The 24,324-nt window shown below is 42.3% G+C and carries 19 protein-coding genes and 1 pseudogene; 14 read left to right on the plus strand and 6 right to left on the minus strand.

Annotation, left to right across the window (positions count from 1 at the left end):
* Positions 1 to 50: 50 nt before the first annotated feature.
* Positions 51 to 1,322 (minus strand): phosphoserine phosphatase SerB, encoded by a 1,272-nt coding sequence (gene serB / locus H4W00_RS04180; protein WP_209956371.1) that lies wholly within the window; start codon positions 1,320 to 1,322, stop codon positions 51 to 53.
* Positions 1,323 to 1,743: 421 nt separating this feature from the next.
* Here serB and H4W00_RS04185 point away from each other — a divergent pair, with 421 nt between their 5' ends.
* The 7 genes and pseudogenes from H4W00_RS04185 to H4W00_RS04215 all read left to right on the plus strand — a co-directional run bounded on the left by H4W00_RS04185 (position 1,744) and on the right by H4W00_RS04215 (position 7,135).
* The gene (locus H4W00_RS04185) at positions 1,744 to 3,231 is read left to right on the plus strand and encodes a hypothetical protein (protein WP_209956372.1); all 1,488 of its coding nucleotides are present in this window, start codon (positions 1,744 to 1,746) and stop codon (positions 3,229 to 3,231) included.
* A gap of 139 nt (positions 3,232 to 3,370) precedes the next feature.
* Positions 3,371 to 3,607 carry a PA3496 family putative envelope integrity protein gene (locus H4W00_RS04190; protein ID WP_209956373.1) on the plus strand — a complete coding sequence of 79 codons (237 nt, stop codon included), beginning with the start codon at positions 3,371 to 3,373 and terminating at the stop codon, positions 3,605 to 3,607.
* A 274-nt stretch (positions 3,608 to 3,881) separates the two neighbouring features.
* A complete protein-coding gene (locus tag H4W00_RS04195; RefSeq protein WP_209956374.1) occupies positions 3,882 to 4,439 on the plus strand; it encodes a UPF0149 family protein in 558 nt (185 codons plus the stop codon).
* Between the two features lie 67 nt (positions 4,440 to 4,506).
* Positions 4,507 to 4,938, plus strand: coding sequence for a YbjQ family protein (locus tag H4W00_RS04200; RefSeq protein ID WP_209956375.1), 432 nt, complete (start codon positions 4,507 to 4,509; stop codon positions 4,936 to 4,938).
* 24 nt (positions 4,939 to 4,962) lie between these two features.
* The gene (locus H4W00_RS04205) at positions 4,963 to 5,436 is read left to right on the plus strand and encodes a YbjQ family protein (RefSeq protein WP_209956376.1); all 474 of its coding nucleotides are present in this window, start codon (positions 4,963 to 4,965) and stop codon (positions 5,434 to 5,436) included.
* Positions 5,437 to 5,485: 49 nt separating this feature from the next.
* Positions 5,486 to 5,841: pseudogene (locus H4W00_RS12560) on the plus strand (hypothetical protein); the annotation flags it as partial.
* A gap of 379 nt (positions 5,842 to 6,220) precedes the next feature.
* Positions 6,221 to 7,135: a bile acid:sodium symporter family protein gene (locus H4W00_RS04215; RefSeq protein WP_209956378.1), complete on the plus strand. Its 915-nt coding sequence runs from the start codon at positions 6,221 to 6,223 to the stop codon at positions 7,133 to 7,135.
* Between the two features lie 183 nt (positions 7,136 to 7,318).
* Here H4W00_RS04215 and H4W00_RS04220 read toward each other — a convergent pair whose 3' ends face one another.
* Entirely contained in the window at positions 7,319 to 8,449 is a 1,131-nt protein-coding gene (locus H4W00_RS04220; RefSeq protein WP_334684868.1) for a formate/nitrite transporter family protein, read from the minus strand.
* Positions 8,450 to 8,771: 322 nt separating this feature from the next.
* On the opposite strand from H4W00_RS04220, the gene H4W00_RS04225 reads away from it, so the two are divergent.
* From H4W00_RS04225 to H4W00_RS04245, 5 genes are all read left to right on the plus strand, one after another.
* Positions 8,772 to 11,738, plus strand: coding sequence for a valine--tRNA ligase (locus tag H4W00_RS04225; RefSeq protein WP_209956379.1), 2,967 nt, complete (start codon positions 8,772 to 8,774; stop codon positions 11,736 to 11,738).
* A gap of 131 nt (positions 11,739 to 11,869) precedes the next feature.
* Positions 11,870 to 12,862, plus strand: a complete 993-nt coding sequence (locus H4W00_RS04230) for a hypothetical protein (RefSeq protein WP_209956380.1) — start codon at positions 11,870 to 11,872, stop codon at positions 12,860 to 12,862.
* A gap of 673 nt (positions 12,863 to 13,535) precedes the next feature.
* A complete protein-coding gene (locus H4W00_RS04235; RefSeq protein WP_209956381.1) occupies positions 13,536 to 14,006 on the plus strand; it encodes a hypothetical protein in 471 nt (156 codons plus the stop codon).
* Between the two features lie 303 nt (positions 14,007 to 14,309).
* A complete protein-coding gene (locus tag H4W00_RS04240; protein ID WP_209956382.1) occupies positions 14,310 to 14,732 on the plus strand; it encodes a YbaN family protein in 423 nt (140 codons plus the stop codon).
* Positions 14,733 to 15,006: 274 nt separating this feature from the next.
* Complete coding sequence (locus H4W00_RS04245) at positions 15,007 to 15,216, plus strand: cold-shock protein (protein ID WP_062533834.1); 210 nt, start codon at positions 15,007 to 15,009, stop codon at positions 15,214 to 15,216.
* Between the two features lie 169 nt (positions 15,217 to 15,385).
* On the opposite strand, the gene H4W00_RS04250 is transcribed toward H4W00_RS04245, so the two are convergent.
* Positions 15,386 to 16,471, minus strand: coding sequence for a YeiH family protein (locus H4W00_RS04250; protein WP_209956383.1), 1,086 nt, complete (start codon positions 16,469 to 16,471; stop codon positions 15,386 to 15,388).
* Positions 16,472 to 16,803: 332 nt separating this feature from the next.
* Here H4W00_RS04250 and H4W00_RS04255 point away from each other — a divergent pair, with 332 nt between their 5' ends.
* Positions 16,804 to 17,787, plus strand: a complete 984-nt coding sequence (locus H4W00_RS04255) for a LysR substrate-binding domain-containing protein (protein WP_209956384.1) — start codon at positions 16,804 to 16,806, stop codon at positions 17,785 to 17,787.
* A 497-nt stretch (positions 17,788 to 18,284) separates the two neighbouring features.
* Here the strand turns inward: H4W00_RS04255 and H4W00_RS04260 are convergent, their stop codons facing one another.
* Both H4W00_RS04260 and H4W00_RS04265 read right to left on the minus strand, forming a co-directional pair.
* Positions 18,285 to 18,752: a universal stress protein gene (locus tag H4W00_RS04260; protein WP_209956385.1), complete on the minus strand. Its 468-nt coding sequence runs from the start codon at positions 18,750 to 18,752 to the stop codon at positions 18,285 to 18,287.
* 208 nt (positions 18,753 to 18,960) lie between these two features.
* A complete protein-coding gene (locus H4W00_RS04265) occupies positions 18,961 to 19,422 on the minus strand; it encodes a universal stress protein (protein WP_209956386.1) in 462 nt (153 codons plus the stop codon).
* 353 nt (positions 19,423 to 19,775) lie between these two features.
* On the opposite strand from H4W00_RS04265, the gene H4W00_RS04270 reads away from it, so the two are divergent.
* The gene (locus H4W00_RS04270) at positions 19,776 to 22,874 is read left to right on the plus strand and encodes an insulinase family protein (protein ID WP_209956387.1); all 3,099 of its coding nucleotides are present in this window, start codon (positions 19,776 to 19,778) and stop codon (positions 22,872 to 22,874) included.
* A gap of 788 nt (positions 22,875 to 23,662) precedes the next feature.
* Here H4W00_RS04270 and H4W00_RS04275 read toward each other — a convergent pair.
* Positions 23,663 to 24,226, minus strand: coding sequence for an NUDIX hydrolase (locus H4W00_RS04275; RefSeq protein WP_209956388.1), 564 nt, complete (start codon positions 24,224 to 24,226; stop codon positions 23,663 to 23,665).
* Between the last annotated feature and the right edge of the window lie 98 nt (positions 24,227 to 24,324).

A 24,324-nucleotide genomic window follows, 5' to 3' on the forward strand; every position in this document is an offset into this window, starting at 1 on the left:
ACCTAGCTTATGGTGTGGATAAATAGACTGTCTTTATTTTATTGCTCGGGTTATTGTGCGGGAATCAGCGCAGGGTAGCCAAGCGTATAAAGCACACCTTCAAGCCCAGTGACGTTGACCGCTGCATCCGCGCGCGCTTGGACAATGGGCTTTGCAAGATAGGCAACGCCTAAATCAGCAATGGCCATCATTGGTAAATCATTAGCGCCATCACCGACACAGACCACTTGTGATAGCTCAATACCTAAACGTTCGGCAATACCTGTCACGATGGCGGCTTTTTTTGCGCCATTGACGATCGGCAGCTGCACATGACCGGTTACTTCGCCGCCTTCAACATCTAAATGGTTGGCGTGTACTTCATCAATACCCAGCTGTTCAGCGATATAACGGGCAAAATAAGTAAAGCCGCCCGAAACCAATACGGTATGATAACCTAAGGCCTTAAAGGCGCTAATAGTCGTACGTGCACCGGTTGATAACGTTAAACGGGCACAAATTTCATCAAGGACAGTAGTAGGAATGCCTTTTAGCAAATCCACACGTTGGGCAAAAGACTCGTCAAATTCAATTTCACCACGCATAGCGGCTTCGGTAATGGCGGCGACTTCTTCGCCGATGCCAGCGGTTTTTGCCAGCTCAACGATGACTTCTTGTTCAATCAAGGTTGAATCCATATCAAAGCAGACTAGCTTATGGGTACGTAGCATATGACCAATAGACAAAATATGACAATCGACTAGATTACGATCATCAAGGGCTGTTTTTTTGCTATCAGGATAGTCTTTGCTATAGTTTTCGGCCAAGTCGCGACGTAAGCTGGTAGTCAACTGATCATCAATGATATGAGCGGCAGCGGTTTTTTTGCCAGGGTGCATGAGGGTATCGGTAACGGGCACTAATAGATAACGAAATACTTGCGCCGGCACAAATGGCGGTTCAGCTATAGTTTTAGATTGACTGTCAGCGATCTTAGAGTCAGTGCTAGTAGAGTCAGTGCTAGTAGTGGCATTAGAAACATAAGCAGGATCAACGTCTTTAACGTCGATAGTGATATTGACAAAGGCCGCCTCAGTATCTTCTGCTACGGTTACTAGATGCCAGCTTGGCTGCTCATCGACCCATGACTGAATATACTGATGGATATCAAGTGCTGACACGTGTGCAGGTAATACCACAATTAAAGCAAAGACTGGCAGAGATTGCAGCGCGTCAAAATCTTGCAAATTGGTATCATCAGGTAATAGTGACGCTACAGAGTCGACGGCTTGTTGCCATGCTTTGCTGTCTTTTGGTAACGAATAAGGTGTATTTTTTGGCATGGCTCAATTGTCCCTTGTGTGCTCAGATAAGATTAGGAATAATAACAGCTTTACCGTGCAGCGCCTATAGACGACCGCCAAAGTACAACAGACGCATATTAACTGTAATTATAGCTAAAAAAGTGATTACCCTACAGTCGTGAAAATAAAACGATTAGATGAAATTTATGATAACCGCTAAACCTATGATGACCTCTATGGTGATATAGTGGATAATAGTAACTGGCCATTTATTAACGGCGCAATTGGGCCGAGTAAAGCCGATTCGAGTATGCTTCATCAACGTCAGCCCTCATAGCTTTCAATGAAGCCATCTTAAATTGAGCTACTATAGCAGCACATTGGTAGCAGCACACTTTTCCAAAAAATGAGCAGCAGTCTCGTTTTTTAATTCCTTTTATCTAAAAAAGTTTAATATATCATGATGTATTTAGCGCCGCGGCAAGGGTTGTTTGCCATTATTGTTTTGGTTAGTTTTTGTTTACAGACCTTATTACTAGTAATTAGCACCGACCAGCAGCTGACCAAAAGCCGCGCACAAAAAGGCGAGCAAATGGTCGCTCAGCTCATTGATGAAGCGCGCCTGTCTTTAGAGAATAAAGATCGGGTTAGTCTCAGTGTCATTGCTAATCGTTATACGATTGAACAAGATGTCGCGCGGATACTGATTAAAGATAATAATAACGATGTACTGGTGCCTGTGGGGAATGCGCCCATGCAGCAAGGTGCTACTATCCGCCAAATAGCTACCAAGGGTGATGCCGTTATTGGTAGTGTGTCACTGACCCTGAAGGATATTAGCAAAGGTGAAATCATTGCTATGCAGTGGCCATTTGTTATCGGCTCACTGTTCCTACATTTATTATTATGGTTGCTTTATGGTTATATTGCACGTCCAACCAAAGAGCAAATCAATGCGCTGAGTCATGATATTCAAGATTTACACCGCGAGCATTCTAGACAAGAGGGGCAACGTACCCAAGATCGTCAGTCAGCTGGTACCAGTATGATGGACAACGAACATAGCAGGGTAGATGATGGTCGCAACCAGGCTGGCAGTCAAACTACTGCTAATGATAATAATAAAGCTACTGTCAGCACGACTACGATTCATAGTGAGCTCAACGCCTATTTAAAGGAACAACAGACTCATGGAGGTCTGACTGACTCTAACATCGTGGACTCTGTTACTAATACAGTTGACGACGATACTAATCGTACTGCAGCCAGTGGTGAAAAAGATCAGATACCGGGTACTGATAGCGTTGCTTATGGGTTTAGAAGCAACCCCTCTAAGCTATCTGCTACCCGAGCTTTTGATAGTGTTAACGTACATATTGTATTTCACGATGAATATAATATGCTGGAACGCTTAGCGCCTGAGATGCGCATGCCCTATCTTGCGCTCTGTACTCAGCTGCTCAATCAAGCGCTCGTTGAATTGCTCAAGCAGCCATTACTGCTTGGTGTCAGCGCCATCAATGAGCCACATTTTAACGAAAAAGGGGCTTATGCAGAGCTCAAAGCTGATAATAGCCATGCTAAAGTAGCACTAGCTGGCGTCATGCTGGGCAAGTTGTATCTAATGCTCAATAAGATTATCCATGATAAGCATATTGAGCTGTCACGCTTTGCGTTACCAGTTAAAGCCGGGGTTAGCGACAGCGCTCAGGCCGATGCCATGACCCAACTGCTTGAAAGTGTGGGCAAAAAAGAGCAAATGCTCATCTTGTTGCCTAATTCTGGACTCAAGCAAATAGGTAACCACGTTCAAGTACAAAGCCTAAAGCGCCCGACAACTGTCTATGAGCGTGAGTGTGCGGTATTTGATGGTGGTAATGATGCTATGATTCAGCGACTGGCTGATGTCCGGAATGCGGTGCTAATGACCGAAAGTGACAACCAGTAAATAATCCTATAGCCACCCCCATAATTAAGACTAAAATTGAGATTGTCATAAAAAGGTTGACAAGGCTTTATAGAGACTCTATAAGGCATATATATAAAGACGTATTTTTACACCTTTGCCTAAATAACAGGAGTTTGTCATGAGTGACGCTGATATTGATGATGATTTTGATGGTGACTTTGTTGATGATGATGACGCCAAAATGGTAGAAGAGGCAGAAACGAGCGTGCGTACACGTTTAAGTAGCCTTGAGAAACGACGTTTGATTGATAATTTATTAGAAGAGAAGCGTTTGGCGAAAGAATTAAAAGATGAGCTAGACGATTTAGATGATTTTGATGCTGATGGCGATGATTGGGATGATGACGATATCTAAGTCTTAAGATGATACTTAAGTGTTAGACCAATGTTGACCATGCGCTCAACAGAGCGTCATTACTGAACTGTGCTAAGCTTGTTAGACTCCGTGGTTAATTTTCAATGAGTGTTGGTTCTTAATGGTAGCCTTATAACAACCACTGTCTTAACAGTATTATTTAATGTCATCTGTTTAATCAAAATAACTTTTATTAGTATACTATTTACCATATTGCATTTAACAGATAGTCTGTTGCGCACGACGCAAGCTATCGACCAAGGACAAGTGACCCATGAGCAACCCGCTGAGCTTTGACGAATTACTGGATTTTTTAGACAACCAAGAGAGCCCGTTTGTGCTCGATAGTGTCGCGACTCACGGTTTTTTGACCGCTACTATCATTGGGCGACCACTACCAAATTGGATAGATGCGTTGTTTGAAGGCCATGTAAAAGAAATTCCAGAAAATGTCATCGATGGTATTCACCGCTGGCGTGCCTTCATTATGGATGAGCTCAAAAATGAGAAGCCCATCGAGCTACCATTTGGTGAAGACGCCGGCGATGAAGAAATCGCAGTCGATTTTTCTGATGAGTCAGATATTGTAGCGTGGTCGATTGGGTTTGTGGATGTTATGTATGGCGATGACGCTAGCGACTGGTTCGAAGCTGAAGATACTGCCGAAGACGTTGCCATACTAACCTTGCCAATGATTGTACTCAGTGGCATTGATGATGAAGATCCAGAGTTGGCAGAAATGCGTGCTGATCAAGATAAACTGGCACAAATGGCCAATAGTATCGAAGGTAATTTAACCGAGCTGTTTTTATTGTTCCATACTAATGACTAGTATCAAAGATTACTGTTGTCTCTAATCGTTATCTTTGAACCCTAAATATCACTGATAAGGTAATACCATGACCGTGCAACTGTCTAATCTTGAACACTTACCCAATTATCAAATCACTGAGCGTTTGGATGTGGTCTATGGTAGCACCGTGCGCTCAAAGCATGTCGGTAAGGACTTGTTTGCTGGTCTAAAAAACATTGTCGGCGGGGAGCTGACCGCCTATACCGAACTGTTAGAAGAATCGCGACAAGAAGCGATAGACCGGATGATCATAAAGGCGGAGTCCTTGGGCGCTGATGCCGTGGTTGGCCTGCGCTTTTCGACTTCTAGTATTGCTCAAGGTGCCTCTGAGCTTTTTGTCTATGGCACCGCGGTCAAGGTTGTACGGATGCAAGACCACTCTTTTCAAAATCAACCACCCACTGCGCCATATGAACAACAACAGAGTCAAACGCCAACGCCAGCCGCAGATCTGCCGCGCTTCAATCCCTTTGGCTAAGTTTTTTATGATAAGAGACCTGCCATGAATAACTCTATAACCCAAATGCTGTTTAACTATGCGCCGCTCATTATATTATTTGTGGTCGGTTGGTTTTTTGGCGCGCGGCATGAGCGTCAACATCTGGCGCAGTTGAGTATTTCAGAAAAAGAGCTCAACCATATTATCGTCTCTACCGAGCGCTTTTATCGACCGACCCTGCCGGCTAATAGCCAAGGTGAGCTGGTAATCGGTAGCGTGGTTATCGCCCAAGATTATTTTAAAATGGTGATTGCACGAGTGCTTAGCTTATTTGGCAAAAATCTAACCACATATGAGACCCTGCTGGATCGAGCACGGCGCGAAGCATTGGTACGTATGCGCACGCAAGCTCATATGAAAGGCTACAGCCATATTTATGGTTTGCGTTTAGAGGTCAGTAATATTAACCAGATGGGTAGCATGGTAGAAGCCATCGCTTATGGTACGGCGGTAATAAACATCGAAAAAGCTAAATAGCCTTCAGGTATCGCCTAAAATCAAGCAAGTATTCTAGAAAATATGAGGCATATCAGCAAGACACGCATTAACCGATAATCTCTGGGAGTCGCTACAAGTGACTGTGAAGGACCATGGTTGCTATCTGCTATGTCACTAGCATGCAAGTGGAGCTAGGCTTGGTGAGTATAGAGCAATTAGACGAAGCTGTGACGCAGCAACTACGCAAATCCACTCATCCTGTGATGCTGATAAAGGTTATTATTCAGACGCTATCAGAAACCAAGATTGTATGTACGGTATGATACCAGTCATCCTTACAAGAAAAAATGCCACACCGCCCAATCCAGACCTGATAGTTATTCATACAAGTTACGCCATTTAGTAGAAAACGTGTTCGCGCGACTCCAGTATTGTCGCCGCATCCGCTATTCACCCTCATTTCCTTAAAAATCTCTTTATTATTTCGCATAGAAATAATTCTATATAACGATATCAATAAACCCATCCGCACCAAAATTCACCCAGCACTAAGCACAAGGTTTTTTTACTACTCCTTAATGGTATAAGCTCAAGTTTAAATGTGGATTAAGTGAAGCAATCGTCAAAATGACCATGTACACACTTCCGCGCATTTCCCCTTTATAATCTGGTAAAAACTATAGAGCCCACAGAAAACATTTGTAGGACCAATAATTTTACTATAGGTTGCAAATAAGTACTTAAATTAAATACTTAGTAACATGTGTTAACTAAAATTTTATTTATTGACCTATATAAAGGTCCTATCTACATGGATGTAGTTATGGAAAGTGTTCAGCTAGTCACCTTAGTAAATTCAGTCGTTATTCCCATTTGTCTGTTTTTGATTATGATGGGGATGGGTTTATCCCTTGTCACAAACGATTTTAAACGAGTTGCAAAATATCCTAAAGCAGTGGGTATTGGTTTAACCAATCAGTTGATCATGTTACCGCTCATTGGCTTTGCACTGGCTAACATCATGCCACTACGACCCGAATATGCGGTAGGTGTCATGTTATTGGTGCTTTGTCCTGGTGGCACTACATCAAACCTGTTTACCTATTTGGCCAAAGGCGATGTCGCGTTATCAGTAACTATGACTGCGATTGCTAGTGTTATAACTGTCTTTACTATTCCTATTGTTTTGAGCTTTTCATTGATTTATTTTATGGGCACAGGTAGCGAATTTCAGTTACCTATCGTCAAAACAATGGTCTCCTTAGTAGTAATTACCATCGTGCCTATTAGTATCGGCATGCTGATTAGACGTTTTGCGCCAAGGGTAGCTGATAGCTCACAAGTACTAGTGTCTAGATTCGGCGTTACATTTTTGACCTTCTTGGTTGTTTTTTTGGTCTATGTCCAAAGAGATATCGTCGTTGCTGCCTTTATTGAGACCGGACCGGTATCATTACTCCTAAACGTCTCAACTATGGCGCTTGGTTATCTTTCAAGTAAGTTGTTCGGCTTAAACTTGGCACAAAGAACCTCAATCACTATGGAAGTAGGCTTACAGAACAGTACGTTATCGATATTTATGGCATTAACCTTATTGTCCAACTATGACATGTCAATGACCCCAGCTATCTATACTTTAGTGATGTTCTTTACTGCCGGGATCTTAGTAAAAATATTCAGCGCCAAGCATAAGAAAGCTCAAACAGAGAGTGATACTTTGGCAGCAGGCATGCTCTAAGTATTGGTTAACCATGACAGTAATCCCATAATAAACTTAGCCTCGCAAAGTTTGCTATGGGATATATTTTAATAGTTGCTAGAGCATCTTTTGCATAAATATCTTGAACACTACTTGATGATTACGTGAGAATCAATTATCAAATGGTTGTTAATCAACTATCACGTAATTAAGAACCACACACTACCGTTGACGTGCATTCATCCGCGCTGTGCTGTCATTCTTACCATCCTCGGTTTGCTGTTTAACTTTTTTAATCTCAAACAAAAAAATTCGGTTTTTAAGCACTGCCACAAACACCACCCCGCCAATCGTATTGCCTACTAGTACCACCAACAAAAATAACAAATAACTGCCTAAGCTGACGCTATCGCCATACAGTAAGGCAGAAAATACCTCAATATTGCCGACGATACTGTGGTGCAAGCCCAAAAAGCCAATACTACCGGTAATTAATGACACCAGTACGATACGGCTAATGGTATCGCGTGCTGAGGTCACTAGCCATGCGGCTACGCCCATCATCCAGCCCGCTAAGATTGAGCTGCCAAAAATGACCCACCATTCATAGCCTAAAACATGCTGCGCATAAGCGTCAACATCTGCAATGCTGAACAACTTCATATTAATACCTAAGCCAATCATCAGCGCTGCAAACAGACAGCCACCCACAATATTTCCCGCGATAACGATGCCCCACAAGCGTAGCAGCTTCCATAACGGCTCGATTTTATTGAGCACTGGCAAACTTAATAAAGAGGTCTGTTCGGTGAATAATAATGACTGACCAATGACCACGATAATAAAGCCTATTGGATATAACAGGGAGGACAACACTATCGCATATTGGCTAGGTAACACGTCGCTGAGTAGCGCAAATGCCGTTAAAATAACAAATAAGCTGATACCAATTTCCAGCCCTGCGGTAAAAGCACTGGTAAATAACGAGCCCAGCGAGCGATTAAAAGTTTCTTTAGCATCCATGAATTGTTCAACCAAAATGCTGGCATAGCTTTTGGGTGCACTAAAGTTATCATCACTGGCGACTTCTTTGATGGTTTCTTTGTCTTCGTTACTGACCACTTCAGAAAAATCGTCGTCTGCTAAGTTTTTGGTAACGTCGGCCGAGGACTGATTGTTACTGTCATCAATCTCGTCGTTGTTATTTTCTTCTGCACTGTTATTAACTTCATTTTCGACTGATGATTTTTTCTGTTCCATTTGGTGATTTGAACCGTTAGCATTACCGTCAACGATATCTTGATGATTTTTGTGAGTAGCGTCAGAAGTGAGGCTATCTTTATAATTAGACATAATGATCTCCTTATATCAGGTGATTAAGGGTCGTTCTAAACGATCTTTGTGCGATAGAGTGAGGAAAAATCATCCGAAGCTAACAAAGTTTGCTTATATAAGATAAAATCATCTCATTATCTTTTTTCTACCAGTATATTTCATTAGTATCCTGTTTATTATCTATCGCAAGTATTATTTTTTTAAGCCTGCTTGCGTTGGTAAATTGTATGAGATTGGCAGTAGCTATCCAGTTTATGGTCCTGCTATGAAGGACCATTCATACAACCATTTTTTTATAACCATACTATTGTACCAATTCACTTTTTAGTTTGAGAGCCCTATGAGTAACCCCCCTAATAGTCAAAACACCAAAACTAACTTAACCACTTCTATCCAAGCTGCTTTAACTCAACTTGAAAATGCCTATAATCCAAGTCAGGTTGAGGCCGGCATGTATCAAGGCTGGGAAGACAATGGCTATTTTCAGCCGACCTTTGATAAAGAAGAGTCGTTTTCTATCGCGTTGCCACCGCCGAACGTTACCGGTTCCCTACATATGGGCCATGGCTTCAACAATGCTATCATGGATGCCTTGACTCGCTATCACCGTATGGATGGTGACAATACGCTCTGGCAGCCGGGTACGGACCATGCGGGTATCGCCACTCAGATGGTGGTTGAGCGTCGTCTGAATGCTGAAGGTATCAAGCGTCATGATTTAGGACGTGACGCCTTTATCGATAAAGTCTGGGAATGGAAAGAAGAGTCGGGGGATAACATTACCACTCAAATCCGTCGCTTAGGCAGCTCGGTAGATTGGTCACGTGAGCGTTTTACCATGGATGATGGTCTGTCTAATGCGGTAAAAGAAGTGTTCGTGCGCCTGTTTGATGACGGATTGATTTATCGTGGTAAGCGTCTGGTGAATTGGGATCCAAAGTTCCAAACGGCGTTATCAGACCTAGAAGTGGAAAACCATGACGAAAAAGGCAGCTTATGGCATTTTCGCTATCATTTCACCGATAAAGACATTACTACCCAAGATGGCAAAAACTATCTAGTGGTGGCAACCACCCGCCCTGAAACCTTATTAGGCGATACAGCAGTTGCGGTCAATCCAAGCGATGAACGTTACGCGCATCTAGTGGGCAAAACCATTACCTTGCCAATTACTGGTCGAGTCGTACCTATTGTTGCCGATGATTATGTCGAAAGCGACTTTGGTACCGGTTGCGTCAAAATCACACCTGCTCATGACTTTAATGACTATGAGCTTGGTCGTCGTCATGATTTACCTTTGATTAATATTCTTGATGCTCATGCCAATATATTGCCAGCAATGGAAGTCTATCCTGACCTGCAAACTCGCGACCCTGAGCTTGAAACTACCCCAAGTGAATATGCTGGACTGGAGCGCTTTGCGGCACGTAAAGTGATGGTCGAGCAAGCACAAGAGCAAGGCTGGCTAGAAAATATCGAAGACTATGCGCTCAAAGCACCACGCGGTGACCGTAGTGGGGTTATCGTCGAGCCATGGTTGACCGATCAATGGTATGTGGCGGTTGAAAAACTAGCTCAGCCTGCCATTGACGCGGTAGAAAATGGCAGTATCGAGTTTGTCCCTGCGCAATATAAAAACATGTATATGGCATGGATGAATGGTTTACAAGACTGGTGCATCAGCCGTCAGCTATGGTGGGGTCATCGTATTCCAGCCTGGTACGACGACGCAGGCAGCATCTATGTGGCGCGTGATGAAGCTGAAGTACGCAGCAAGTATAACCTAGGCGCTGAGGTCAGCTTACGCCAAGATGACGACGTGCTTGATACTTGGTTTAGCTCGGGTCTCTGGACGTTTAGTACCTTAGGTTGGGCAGATGAGAATGCGGATGCAAAAGTAATGGAAACCTTCCATCCGACCAGTGTTTTGGTCACTGGCTTTGACATTATTTTCTTTTGGGTCGCTCGCATGATCATGATGACCATGCATTTCGTCAAAAATGAAGATGGTACTCCGCAAGTCCCGTTTAAAACTGTTTATGTGCATGGCTTAGTACGCGACAGCTTTGGGCAAAAAATGTCTAAGTCTAAAGGTAACGTGCTTGATCCTATCGATATCATCGATGGTATCGATCTTGAGGCCTTGGTCACTAAACGTACTAGCAATATGATGAACCCTAAAGACGCGGCCAAAATTGAAAAGCAAACCCGTAAAGAGTTCCCAGAAGGTATTCCAGCCTTTGGTACTGACGCGCTACGCTTTACCTTTACCTCTTTAGCCAGCACGGGACGCGATATCAACTTTGATCTCAAACGGGTTGAAGGCTATCGTAACTTCTGTAACAAGATTTGGAACGCCAGCCGTTTTGTACTGATGAACTGTGTGGATAGTTCTGAAGCAGGGCAAGGCAATGCGCTACCTATCGACCAAATGGCCAAACCAGAAGTTTGGGAGTTGCCTGAAAAGTGGATTATCAGCCGTCTGAATTCTACTGTTGCCAATATTCATCAGCATTTTACCCAGTATCGTCTGGACATGGTCAGCCATGATATCTATGAGTTTATTTGGAATGAATATTGTGATTGGTATGTTGAGCTTGCTAAAGCCAGTCTAAATGATGACTCGGTGACGGACGCGCGCAAAGCGCAAATACGCTACGTACTGCTACATGTACTAGAAACTGCTCTACGCTTTACTCATCCAATTATGCCGTATCTGACTGAGAAAATTTGGCAGACTATCGCGCCACTATTAGATCGTAAAGACACTGACAGCATCGTTATCGCCGCCTATCCGCAAACTGACACTACCCAAATCAGTAAGCAGATTGAAGCTGATATGGCCTGGCTACAACAATTGATTGCTAGCGTGCGTAATATTCGTGGCGAGATGAAACTGGGCAACGCGGTACGTCTACCAGTTCTACTACAAAATATCTCACTAGCTGAAGATGAGCGTTTATCGCGTATCGCCAATCAGTTTAAAGCTCTGGCAAAAGTAGAGAGCTTGACCATTCTAAAAGCAGGCGATGAAGTGCCTCTATCGTCATCTAGTATGATTGGACAGCTGCGCGTATTAGTACCGATGAAAGGACTGATTGACCCAACTGCTGAGCTAACTCGTTTGGATAAAGCGTATGAAAAGCTACAAAAGCAAGCCGAAGGTATCTCGCGCAAATTAGGTAACGAAGGCTTTGTCAGTAAAGCACCTGCCGAAGTCGTTGACGCTGAAAAGGCAAAATTGACTGAGCTAGAAGGGCAATTGGTCGCGATGACGGCGCAGATGGAGCAGCTAAAGAATTTATAGGTTGTACGTAGCTTGCAGGTAGCTACTGTCCTTATAAAAACATGGCTTATGATGAGCGTTATCATAAGCCATGTTTGTTAGTGGTAACCCATCAACTATACTTATAAATTTATTAGAGCTGGAATACGCTTATGGATAGTGTTTTTTTTAAGCTTGTCATTATCGCTTTACTACTTGCTATCCCTATATTTTTCTTATATCGAAAAACACGACAAGATTCTCCAAAGTATAGACAACTAAAGACTTATTCTACTATAGCCTTTGCTAGAGAAGAGTATTGTGAGAGTCAATTTAAAAGTACGATGCTGCTGTTATTGACTTGCGGTAGTCATGAGCAATCCACAAAAAGTAGAAGCTCCTATGATAATACCTATGAGCAATATAGCTTTATTTTTAACAAAGTCACTGAATTACAAGAGCAGGTCAACGCTAGCATTGCTAAGTTAGAAGCCAATATCTCTCTTATAATAAAAGAATTAAAAAACAGTAGCCGCTTAGTCAATGATGCTGAAAATATAAAAATATTAATAGAAGAAATAAAGTCTACCGACAAGATAGATATCGAAGTAGAGAAGATCGATAGTCTTGGTTTTACTAAAATAGAGCGATTGCGGCAGTGGTTGCCATCCATATCAATATTTAACGGTGTTATGGCTGGGTTATTAACGATATTAGTCATTTGGTTCTTAATACTAGCCTTGGGCGGTGCGGGTACAACACTCATGAGCTACGTTATCGTTTTAATCATGTTAATCATACCTTTAGTTATCCTCTCTGCACTACAATCTCGCGTTAATATCAGAAATTTTGGATATCAAGATACGTTAATCATAGAGAAGATAACATCTATTCTAGATAACTCGCAAAAACTAGAAGACATACTCGCATCTCTTAAAGCTAGCAATCATACATTAGACGTTTACTTCAATGAGATAGCGACTATCAATCATGAGCTAACTGAGGTTCTATATAAAAATAGTGCCTATGTTAAGGCAGCTAGGAGATCGAAGGCTTTGTTTAAAAAAGAGGCTTATACGGAGATAGAGCAGCAATTAGTAAAAAGGATAAGTGTGTTGGTATATGATTTAAGAGGAGAGGTGGCGGTTAGTTCGGTACTGGGTTAGAATTTGAAGTATTTCACCAAACATATGTTTTATTAGTAAAGCGACTGTTTAAGTGGTTGGTGTTGAATCAAACAAGTTAATTAAGTTATAAAGGCAATGAATTGCGATAACAATATAGATACTCGCTTATGATAAAGCTATACCGTTGATACTTGGCTCAAATCCAACCTAGTAAATTTAAGGTTTGCATACAAAAGCCGTTCCAGATAGCATTGTGAGCGTTTTTTTTATACCAGTAAACAAAGTATGCTTTCTTAAATATTTCAACTGGCATAGAATGGCCGCTAGTTATCTCATCAACGAGCCATGCTCACTGTTAAGTTGGGCTAATAGCGACGATACAGTACTGAAAATATTGAATGTCAGAAGTAGAAGTCCAATAGAGGTAGAGATTAATAGCTTTGTATCAGTTAAACTAAACAAATAACTGTCGCAAATAAGTTGAGCGACATAGTAGTAGCTCGTACAGTAAGCGACAGTGTCACTACAGTAAAAGCGGCCGGACTAGTAGCTCTGTATTAACGAAAAACTTGGATTAACCAGATAAGTAAGTCCTTATAATCCAGACGTTTGAGTCTACTCAAATTAGAACTCAGGCATTAAAATTTGTTAATGTATAGAGCAATAATATAGGTAGTATATTCGAGCCGTTCTTTCATCGAATCATGGAGCAATGATTATCCTAAATCTATACGTTTTTTTGTGGGTTATTCTTACATCTTCTTTACTTATTATTACGGTAAGTAAGATAAATGCCTATAGGGCCGTGGTTAGAAGAGGGGCTATTGCTAGAAAACCCATACCTGGTAGCTTTGATATCGAAAATAGCTTTTATAAAACTGATGCAACTTGGCACGATATTATATTTTTTCAGGGCTCTATATCAGGGTTAATTGCTTTTTTATTACTGTTAGTTTTTAAGATTAAAGTTTTATTTCCTGTGATGAATACTCTTCTTGGTGTCTTTTTCCAAGTTATATTATTTTCGTTGGCCGTTTATTTTTTTGGGGTAGCGATTGAAAAGCTTGGTATCACCCTAGGAAAACGTAATATTAACGACAAACAGATGAATGAAAAATATGTTGTGGTCATAATGCTCAGTTACTTCTTATCGTTTATTGTTTTCGTATTTTCGTTAGTATAAAATATATTTATAACTGCTTTATTCCTGCTATAGAAGACCGCTCTAGGTTGAATGCCAAGCGGTTTTTTTACTTAATCAAGCGTATCAAATAGTAGTTTCCCCCTGAGCTGATACACTTGTTGTTCAGTAAATATTAGCTGCTTCGTAAGACATGTCACTTACTTAACTACTCAACAATAATACGCTTGTATAGCAAAACGACTCAAATTCAGTATTGCACGGTTTTGTCAACTACTGCATGCTAAGCTACTCATATAGGTAATAAACATTACCTACCATTTATCACCTTTTGATACCGCAGCCATGACTGAACAAAAACGCACCTTCTATTACCGTCCTAAGACCAACCAATCCAATAACCCTACGGTGCGTTGGCTGTTCTTGCTATTAGGCTGGTTATTTTTTGCATTAGGAATAATTGGCGTGCTGCTGCCAGTAATGCCAACCGCGCCATTTGTACTACTGGCGGCAGGATGTTGGGCACGCAGTTCACGTCGTTTTCATTTTTGGCTCATTAATCATCGGTCCTTTGGCAAGTTTGTACGTGACTGGGAAGATAAGCGTGCTGTGCCTCGTTATGCTAAGTGGCTAGCGACGATTATGATGACTATATCCACCAGTATGCTGTTTTATAAACTGCCAGACGCCACGCTGTGGATGGCTTGGGTGGTCGCAGTAATTTGTACTGGAGTAGCAATATTCATGTTCCGACTACCTGACGCATAGTCAAGAACTCCTTCAATTCTTAGACATCTGAGAGGCTTAAAAGGGGTGAAAACAGGTGTACATTTGTAACCTATTACCTTAATTGCCAGATAGGGCTTGCGCTATTGGTAGAAGCCCCTTATAATACGCACAAGCTTAAGAGCAGTTCTGCACCAAATCATTACCTCGTAGTATTAGTTATAATCCTTCGTTTTAATATTTATTGTTCAGTAGCTATTTGCAAGCGTTGTCGGTCATTAGACCATTATTAGATTAAAAAATTAGGATTATGAATATGTCAGATACTATGAAAGGTACAGTTAAGTGGTTTAACGAAGCTAAAGGCTTTGGTTTTATCGCTCCAGAAAGCGGTGCTGATGTTTTTGCTCATTACAGCGAAATCACTGGTTCAGGCTTCAAAACTTTAGCTGAAGGCCAAGAAGTTGAGTTCACAGTAACTCAAGGTCAAAAAGGCCCACAAGCACATAACATCGTTGCTATCTAATTAGCAAAATGTGGTTATCGCTTACTACAACAAGTAAATGACAACTACAATATGCGAAAAAAAACGAGCCTCCGGGTTCGTTTTTTTTCGTCTGCTATTTACGTAGAGTATTGTGCTCGATGGTTAAGTTGATCAAGTAGGTTAGGTCCATAAGTAGAATAGAAAATTTTTAAATAAAGCCAATACCGACGTTAATCAGACCACCACCAATAATTAACCAGCCAAACATGATCGCGCCTAATAGTAGCGGTTTAACCCCCGCTTGTTTGATAGCGCTTAGATGAGTGGTTAAGCCTAAGGCAAACATGGCCATGGTCAAAAGTAGATCATCCAACATCACCATAGTGCGCTCTAAGCTTACAGATATATTTAGCCAGGTATGTAACAGTACGATCAGGATAAATATAAAGGCAAACCAAGGTATCTTGACTTGTTTGGCGCGGGCCATAAATGACAGTTTTTTGCCGCCTTTAGTATCGCCACTAGGGGTTAGCGCAAACGATAGAATAAGTAAGAACGGTGCGAGCATCATGACCCGAATCATTTTGGTGACTACCGCGGTATCACCAACTTCAGGGCTGATCGCGTTACCCGCGACGACGACTTGGGCGACTTCATGAATGGTTGAGCCGGTATAGACCCCATAGTCTTGAGCACTGAGCCAGGGCTGCAACCAGCCTAGACTGTATAAGAATGGATAGAGCAGCATAGCGATAGTACCGAATACTACGACGGTTGCTACTGCGATGGTTACTTTGTGGGCTTCTGCCTTGACGACCGGTTCTGCGGCAATGACCGCTGCTGCCCCGCAAATACTAGCGCCTGAGCCAATTAATAGCGTGGTTTTCTTATCGATTTTTAGCCATCTAGTGCCCAGCCAATAGGTTAATAAAAACGTCGAAGTTAACACCAGTGCATCACTCATCACCGCTGGCATGCCAACACTAGCGACTTGGGTAAAGGTCAGCTTAAAACCGTAAAACATGATGGCAAGCCGTAAAATCTCCCCTTTTGCAAAGCAAACCCCGTCATTTAAACGTTCAGCGACCTTAGGATAGATAGTATTGCCCAGTACCATGCCAATCAAAATGGCTAAGGTTAATGAAGATAGCCCAACGATGCGGCCATTTGTCCAGGTATCTAAGCTAGTATTTAGCCACAAACAAAACAAGCTGCCGAGCAATACGACAATAAGCCCTGCAAGATGCTGACCTCGTGGAAAATAACTGGCAACTGATTGGGTAAAAGCGTTCATGACTAACGATCCTATTGACGCATTTGTTCGATTGTAGACTGGCAAGGTAGTGATAGTATTTATTAAGACCTTAATGAAGTCATTATTACCTATCATCATTAGGTCATTTAAATGTGCATAAGCTTATGAATGGACATTATAGGGCAAGTCAATCTATAATAAAAACAGATTAATAAGATATAAACTATCGATTATTTAGGTTGAATAGCCAGTTTATCTACTTAAATGATAGTATTTTGCATGAGTTCACGAGTCGCAGAGTGGTGCTATAAGTGGTGCTATAAAAAGGAAGCTACAAAAAATAAGGCTATAACAAAGGAAGAATAAAAATAATGAAAAAAGCAGTTCAGACCTTACCGAAGATTACCTTGAAGCAGCTGGCGGTATTCGTCAGTATTTACCAAACGGGTAGCACCAGCCGCGCTAGTGAGCAGTTACATTTATCACAGTCGGCGGTCAGTAGTGCTTTAACAGAGCTAGAGTCTCGACTACAAATGCCGCTATTTGAACGGGTCGGGCGTAGACTTAACCAACATCCTAACGCCCATCCGGTTTACATCCAGGCCCAAGCCATCCTAGGACAGTCGCTAACGCTTGAGCACTATCATAAGCACCATGCTGAGCAAATTCATATCGGCGCCAGTACGACTATTGGTAATTACGTATTGCCGCCATTATTGGCTAAGCTATACGGTGTACTTCCTGATGCTAACGTCGATATGTATATTGCTAATACCCAAGAAGTGGTCAGCGAGGTTGAGCGGTTAAATATTGATATTGCACTGGTGGAGGGTAAACCGCGGCCACTCGATACTAAAGTTATCGAACAGCGTGCATGGCGTACGGACACCTTAATGATCTTCGCCAAGCGCAATAGTAAATGGCTAGACAGCATTGGCATTCATATTGAGAGTAATATTGAGAGTAATATTGATGGTTATGATGACGGTCATGATGACGGTGCAGACTGTTATCGATTGAGCATCGCCCAATTGGCAACGCTACCGCTATTGGTACGTGAGGCAGGCTCGGGGACACGGCAAATTATCGATGAGCAGTTATTACAACATATGCCTGATGCTGAGGTCATCATGGCCATTCAGCAGTCAGAGGCGATTAAGCACATGGTCAGTGCAGATATTGGGCTCGGTTGTTTGTCACAACATGTGATTGATGCAGAGTTAGCCAGTGGCGAGTTAGTACAGGTAAAAGTAGCAGGGATAGATTTGGCGCGTACTTGGTGGTTGGTTTGGCACAAAGCCCGTCACCAAAGTCCGATTTGGCAGACTTTTATTGATATTATTCAAGCGGGCTAAATTCAAGAAAACTAAATTCAAAAGGGCGAGGACTCTATAGAACGAAGGCTTTATAGTAAGCAATCTGCAAATCTATTACAGATATAGTCAATGAAAAGTAGTATCGATACATAACCTACTGCTGGCATAAGTTTTTCTTGCTTGCTGTGCCTACGCAGATAGGGGCTGCGAAAAGTTTATAGCAGCAGTACCGTCGCGTTTTTCAGGTGTTTTAACTATAGGATTGGGTGAAACTTGGTTAACGATTTGAGGTTTTACAAACAATGAGATCAAAGGTTTTCGAATAATTTTAATAAGTTAAATAAACAGTATCTTTATAAAATTGCAGTCTCAAACTCTCCCATAAATAACTAGCGGTATTATTAAAACCTGGCACTAAAAAAGCGCATCATAGAGAAATAACTAGGATGCGCCCGATGTTTGTTTTTACAGCGTAATCAAGTAGCCTAATAGTCAAGGTTCTAATAATAAATAGCCCTGATAAGTTAGCTATAATCTTAACTGCGTTTTGAGACGGGCTTATCAAGCCTAACGACTAAGCTATCACAGGGGACGTTGGGTAAGATATTATCCGCAGTCGCACCGCTGAGCCATGCTGCAATACCGTGACGCTCGTGGCGGCCAATAACCAGCAGATCAACGTCATGTTTATGGCAGTAATTAACGATGCCTTCGCTGTTAGAGATAGCAGTAGTGACTTCCGAATTCACGACATTCAACTCATTGCGATCCAAAAATTGTGCCAGCTTTACCCGGGCTTCTTGGCAGCGTTCATCATCGATCTCATCATAGAGGCTAGAAGCGGGTACTAACTCATAGCCGAAGCCCACCATGGTGTCTTTGACGATATGTAGTACAGATAATTTGGACTCAGGGCGATTATGGACGATGCGTTTGGCCTTTTGTGCGACCACATCGGCATCAGACAGTAAATCGGTAACCAGTAAGATATGTTGGTAACTCATAAGGGACTCCTCGCAGTAGATAGAGATAGTCTTAACTATAGCACTACCGATGGTTGCTGTTAAGTATGCTTTGTTAAAGGTGCATCATCTTTGCTAGTAGCTTGAATAATAGTTTTGAGTTTTGAAAAGATCTTTAATAGTTCTCGTTACTATCAACTATCAACTATCAACTATCAACTTTCAGCCATTAACTTACGCGAGCCACATTTTATGTTGGCACTGGCATATCGAGTTTGACGACTAAGCTATCGCAAGGCGCATTAGGCAAGATATTATCCACGGTGGCACCGACCAACCATGCGGCGATACCGCGACGCTCATGGCGTCCAATAATAAGCAAATCAACTTCTTTTTCGTGGCAGTAATTGACGATACCTTTGTCATTGGAGATAGCTGCTGTGACTTCAGAATTGAAAGCATGTAAGCCGTTACGATTTAGGAATTCGGCTAGCTTTGCTCGTGCTTCTTGCCACTGCTCACCATCTTTTGCGCCGGATAGGCTAGAGGCGGGGACTAGCTCATAGCCGAAGCGTACCATGTCATCTTCGACGATATGCAGCACTGATAATTTAGCGTCTGGTGAGCCAGCTATAACACGTTTGGCTCTTTGTGCGACGACATCAGCATCAGGTAATAGGTCGGTGACTAGTAAAATATGTTGGTAGCTCATAAGATATTCCTTTTTATAGTTAATTCTCTAAGGTTTTAAATTCATTAGTTCTTAACTCCATAGTAACAGTGCTGCTACGCTTTGTTAAGGGATAAGTCCATAACTTAATTAGGGTTATTTTTTTAAGTTATTATATTTTAGGACATTTTAAAATTATTGTGCTTTAGGGGTTTTATATTCAGAGCTTTGGAGCGTGGTCATCTTTAAAATACTGATAAATGGTTATTATAATAAACGATGACTAACCGCGCCTAAGCCGTGCTTGCTACCTTGACTTATCCAAGCATAAACCCCATCTAGCGGTAACGACATTTTATAAAAAATAAGCCATATAATAAGCCCCAAGGATCATTATGACTGATACATTTACCGCTGATTTAACTTTGCATCCTGCCTTTGAGCTGCTTGAACATCGCCATATTGACGCGCTATCGATAGATGTGCTGATCAGTCAGCATGTTAAAACGGGAGCAATGCACTATCACTTGGCGCACCCGAGTGACGAAAATGCCTTTTTAGTGGGCTTTCGCACCCAGCCGATGGATTCAAAAGGTGAGGCACATATCCTAGAGCACGTGGCATTATGCGGTTCTGAGAAGTTTCCAGTACGTGATCCGTTCTTTTCAATGATTAAACGCTCACTAAATACCTTTATGAATGCCATGACTGCTGCCGATTGGACTGCGTTTCCGTACGCGACCCAAAACAAAAATGACTTTTTTAACTTACTTGCTATCTATCTTGATGCGTCATTTTTCCCCAATATTCATCCACTCGATTTTGCTCAAGAAGGCATTCGGGTCGAACTAGATGCTGATGATAAGCCGCAGTTTAAAGGTATTGTTTTTAACGAGATGAAAGGCGCGATGAGTGGTGAGATTGATCAGCTGTATCATGCGGTTGCCCATCATTTATTCCCAACCACCACCTATCATTATAATTCAGGTGGTGATCCTGCTGATATTCCAGACTTGACCCATCCTGAGTTGGTAGCGTTTCATCAAAGCCATTATCACCCGTCTAACAGTGTGATCATGAGCTTTGGTAATATTCCAGTAGCTGAGACTCAATTAAAGATTCATGACGATGCTCTTATACAGTTTGAAAGTGGTAAGAAACATGTTTCGCGTCCTGAGCAGCGCCTCTCTGCACCGATTCAGGCGACTGATACCTATACTGCTGACGAAGCAGGCCCGGATCAAACCCATCATGTGATTGCTTGGTTACTACCGACTATTACTGATCCCAAACAGCGTTTGGCCTTACGCTTACTCGAAGGGGTATTGATTGAACATTCAGGCTCGCCATTACGCGCCTATCTAGACAGCCATCCACTGGGCAAAGCACCAAGCCCATTATTAGGTCTTGATGACAGCCATTATGAAATGGTGTTCTATACTGGTTTGCGCGGTTCTGAACCTGAACATGCCGAAGCTGTAGAGCAGGGCATTATGGACTTGCTCGCCGACGTTGCTAATAAGCCCATTGCTGATGAGACTATTGAAACCATCTTGCATCAAATCGAGATAGATCAGCGCCACATTGGTGGTGATAGCATCCCTTATGGTCTTAATTTGATGCTAGAGGGCTTTAGCACGGCGATTCATGATGGCAACCCTATCGATATCTGGGAAGTCGATGAGCATCTCGTCTGGCTACGTGAACAGGTGAAAGATCCGCAGTGGATGCCTAATTTAATCAAGCAGCATTTACTAGATAACAATCATCGGGTACGGGTGACCCTAACGCCAGATAGTGAAAAAACGGCTCGTTTGGCAGCGGCTGAACAGACCCGCTTAGATACCATGGCGATGGATCTCACTGCTGACGATAAAGCTATTTTAAAACAGCAAGCTTTAGATTTAGCAGCGCGCCAAGCAGCACCTGATGACTTAAGTTTATTGCCAAAGGTTGGTTTAGAAGACGTGCCTGCTGATATTAGCGTCAAGCAAGGCACACAAAAACAAATACGCTTAAGTGGTCAAGACAGTACCTTGTTTGAATACGAAGCGGGGACTAACGGTATATATTATTATCAAATAATCGTGCCATTAACCGATGCGATCGGTAGTGCAAATACCGATCAGCTACCGGCAAATGATGTGATTAATCATCCACTACTGCCTATTTATCTAAGCTTATTGTCTGAGCTGGGTACGGACTCATTAAGTGCCCATGAATTGCAAGCCAAGCAAGCCGCGCATTCATCCGGTGTGACAGCTAGAGTTAGTCAACGTACTAATATTGACGATAGCCAAGCGATCAGCAGCTACTTTGTGGTGGCAACACGTGCGCTAAATCGTAAGCCTGAAGCGATTGATTTGGTCCAAGAGGTGATGGAGCATAGCGTCTTCACTGAGCATGACCGTATCAAAGAAATCTTGCAGCAGCGTCAATCAGGATGGCAGTCGAATCTTGCCGGTTCAGGGCACGCTTATGCGATGCAAACTGCCAGTCGTGGTATGAGTCGTCAATCGCAGCTAGAGTACGTACGTAGCGGTCTACCTGCACTCAATGCGCTTAAAGACTTCTTAACCCATGCTAAAACTGATGAAGCACAGTGGGATCAACTGGCAACCAGCTTGATGGATCTACATCAGCGCCTAATCAGCTTGCCAAAACATGCAGTGATCATTTGCGAATCCGAGCAAACTGAACGGTTAAGTGATTTGATTGTCAATAGCTGGCAAGAGAGTCGTGCACCAGAGTTAGCGGCGAAAGCTGCCAGTATTGGTACTAGTACTGAAGCCGGCATTGCAAAAAATATCCCGAGTGAATTTGCAGATCTAACCCTAGATCCTGCCTTAAATGGTGAAGAAAATACGGCTAAAGCTATTGAAAGTGGTGCAACGGTCGATGTTGAAGACGACTTTGAAGACTTAGCATGGCTGGTCGCGACTAACGTTTATCATAATGCTAGTGCTTATACGGTTCCTGCGGCAGATCATCCAGACACAGCAGCATTGATGGTATTAGCGCCTTATTTACGTAATGGTTACCTGCACAGTGCCATCCGTGAGCGCGGCGGTGCTTATGGCGGCGGCGCGGGCTACGATGCCAATGCTTGTGCCTTTAAGTTCTTTAGTTACCGCGATCCGTACTGTGCTGAGACTTTTGCGCACTTTGATGCCAGTATTGAATGGCTACTCAATGAGCCGCAAACGGATGAACAGTTAGAGGAAGCAATCTTAGGTATCATCTCTGGTATGGATAAACCCGGCTCTCCAGCTGGCGAGGCTATCAAGGCCTGCTTTGCCAATCTTCATCATCGCGGTGAAGCCTGGTTACGTAAAATGCGTGCAGAGATTTTACAGGTCACTGTTGCTGACTTACAGCGGGTAGCCCAGCAGTACTTGCAAGGCCAAGTGCATGTACGCGCCGTACTTGCACCGTATGACAAAGAAGATGAGGTCAAAAATCTAGGCTTTACGGTCTGTAAAGTTAAAAGCTAACCATGTACTTAAACCATGTACTTAGTGTAGATAACAAGATCGTATAGATAATAAGGTAGCGCTGATAGTTTTTAGTAAAGTTAAATACTATCAGCGCCATAGTCTCGAGAGTTAACCAAGCCGGCCATACCTAATGTTAGGTATGGCCGGCTTTTGTTCGTTTGGCGCATGATGACTATTGTATCAACCAGTAAATAGCCGCTATTGCTAGCAATCAATGTGTCAAATGATCATGTCCTTCATATCTCCGAGTAGAGTCATTGTTTCAAAAGCTGACTGTTTTACGCGTCGCCTTATACTTTTAGCTATAGCTGGTCTAAAATGAAATAGATGCATTTGTATCAGCGTGCTACTGGTATAAGTTTTTCTTGCTTGCTGTTCGCACGCGTGACAGAGGCTGCTAAAAATTTATAACAGCAGCACTGTATTGTTTTTAAATTGGATTGACTGTATATGTCATTACCAGATTTATTAACTGAGCTAAATTTTATGCTTGGGTGTCTTTCTTAATAAGATTTATCATCGTGGTATTTAACATCGTGGTCATCATAGTCTTCTATGTGACCGCTTACGCTCACCAGCCCAACGGCTAACGTTATCAGACTTCTCAAACCTAATGATTGTAGTGCTTGCGGTCTTGTCGTTGGTCATCTTGAGCCTTTAGAAATGATATTAAATATTTAAATTCAGGCAATAAAAAACCGTTTATAAGAAATTATCATAAACGGTTTTTACTATAGTTTTTGTAAAGCGCTTGTGTCGAACGACTCAGACTTAATAGCCTAGGTTTAGTAACGTTTGATACTTTGGTCTTTACCGATTTGGTCTTGGTGAATAGGGAAATCAGCATGGTTATCGAACTGTTTACGATCAGCAAAATAACTGGTCAACGTGCGCCGTACTGCCTCAAATGCAATAGTGTCCCAAGGAATATCTTCTTCACTAAATAAGGCGCAATCGAGGCTTTCAGATCCTATGCCATAGGTACCATCTTTTAGATCAGCCAAATAGATGACATAGATTTGACCAATGGCTGGAATATCATAAACACAGTATAAATTCGGATTGATAACTACAGCATCAGCCTCTTCAAAGCTCTCACGGGCAGCGCCCTCAGCGATAGTTTCACCATTTTCCATAAAGCCTGCTGGCACTGTCCATAAGCCATACTGTGGTTCAATAGCACGGCGACACAGCAGTACTCTATCTTTATAAACCACTAACGAGCCGCAAATAACTTTTGGATTTTCATAATGGATATAGTTGCAATTTGGGCATACCAAGCGCGGCATATTATCAGTAGCGGGTATTTTGCGTTCAGCTTCGTGACCGCATTCTAAGCAATAGCGCATATCAACTGCCTTGTTTTATGGAAAGGAGTAGAGAGTAAAACTTTGGGTAATCTAGGCATCATTATTTTTACGACATAAACATAATGACGCGTAGACAT

This window comes from Psychrobacter sp. PL19 (assembly GCF_017875835.1).
GTDB lineage: Bacteria > Pseudomonadota > Gammaproteobacteria > Pseudomonadales > Moraxellaceae > Psychrobacter.

Bases quoted from the DNA above. Each gene is read 5' to 3' on its own strand.
- serB (WP_209956371.1), bottom strand. From the start codon at position 1,322: ATGCCAAAAAATACACCTTATTCGTTACCAAAAGACAGCAAAGCATGG.
- H4W00_RS04185 (WP_209956372.1), top strand. From the start codon at position 1,744: ATGATGTATTTAGCGCCGCGGCAAGGGTTGTTTGCCATTATTGTTTTG.
- H4W00_RS04190 (WP_209956373.1), top strand. From the start codon at position 3,371: ATGAGTGACGCTGATATTGATGATGATTTTGATGGTGACTTTGTTGAT.
- H4W00_RS04195 (WP_209956374.1), top strand. From the start codon at position 3,882: ATGAGCAACCCGCTGAGCTTTGACGAATTACTGGATTTTTTAGACAAC.
- H4W00_RS04200 (WP_209956375.1), top strand. From the start codon at position 4,507: ATGACCGTGCAACTGTCTAATCTTGAACACTTACCCAATTATCAAATC.
- H4W00_RS04205 (WP_209956376.1), top strand. From the start codon at position 4,963: ATGAATAACTCTATAACCCAAATGCTGTTTAACTATGCGCCGCTCATT.
- H4W00_RS04215 (WP_209956378.1), top strand. From the start codon at position 6,221: ATGGAAAGTGTTCAGCTAGTCACCTTAGTAAATTCAGTCGTTATTCCC.
- H4W00_RS04220 (WP_334684868.1), bottom strand. From the start codon at position 8,449: ATGTCTAATTATAAAGATAGCCTCACTTCTGACGCTACTCACAAAAAT.
- H4W00_RS04225 (WP_209956379.1), top strand. From the start codon at position 8,772: ATGAGTAACCCCCCTAATAGTCAAAACACCAAAACTAACTTAACCACT.
- H4W00_RS04230 (WP_209956380.1), top strand. From the start codon at position 11,870: ATGGATAGTGTTTTTTTTAAGCTTGTCATTATCGCTTTACTACTTGCT.
- H4W00_RS04235 (WP_209956381.1), top strand. From the start codon at position 13,536: ATGATTATCCTAAATCTATACGTTTTTTTGTGGGTTATTCTTACATCT.
- H4W00_RS04240 (WP_209956382.1), top strand. From the start codon at position 14,310: ATGACTGAACAAAAACGCACCTTCTATTACCGTCCTAAGACCAACCAA.
- H4W00_RS04245 (WP_062533834.1), top strand. From the start codon at position 15,007: ATGTCAGATACTATGAAAGGTACAGTTAAGTGGTTTAACGAAGCTAAA.
- H4W00_RS04250 (WP_209956383.1), bottom strand. From the start codon at position 16,471: ATGAACGCTTTTACCCAATCAGTTGCCAGTTATTTTCCACGAGGTCAG.
- H4W00_RS04255 (WP_209956384.1), top strand. From the start codon at position 16,804: ATGAAAAAAGCAGTTCAGACCTTACCGAAGATTACCTTGAAGCAGCTG.
- H4W00_RS04260 (WP_209956385.1), bottom strand. From the start codon at position 18,752: ATGAGTTACCAACATATCTTACTGGTTACCGATTTACTGTCTGATGCC.
- H4W00_RS04265 (WP_209956386.1), bottom strand. From the start codon at position 19,422: ATGAGCTACCAACATATTTTACTAGTCACCGACCTATTACCTGATGCT.
- H4W00_RS04270 (WP_209956387.1), top strand. From the start codon at position 19,776: ATGACTGATACATTTACCGCTGATTTAACTTTGCATCCTGCCTTTGAG.
- H4W00_RS04275 (WP_209956388.1), bottom strand. From the start codon at position 24,226: ATGCGCTATTGCTTAGAATGCGGTCACGAAGCTGAACGCAAAATACCC.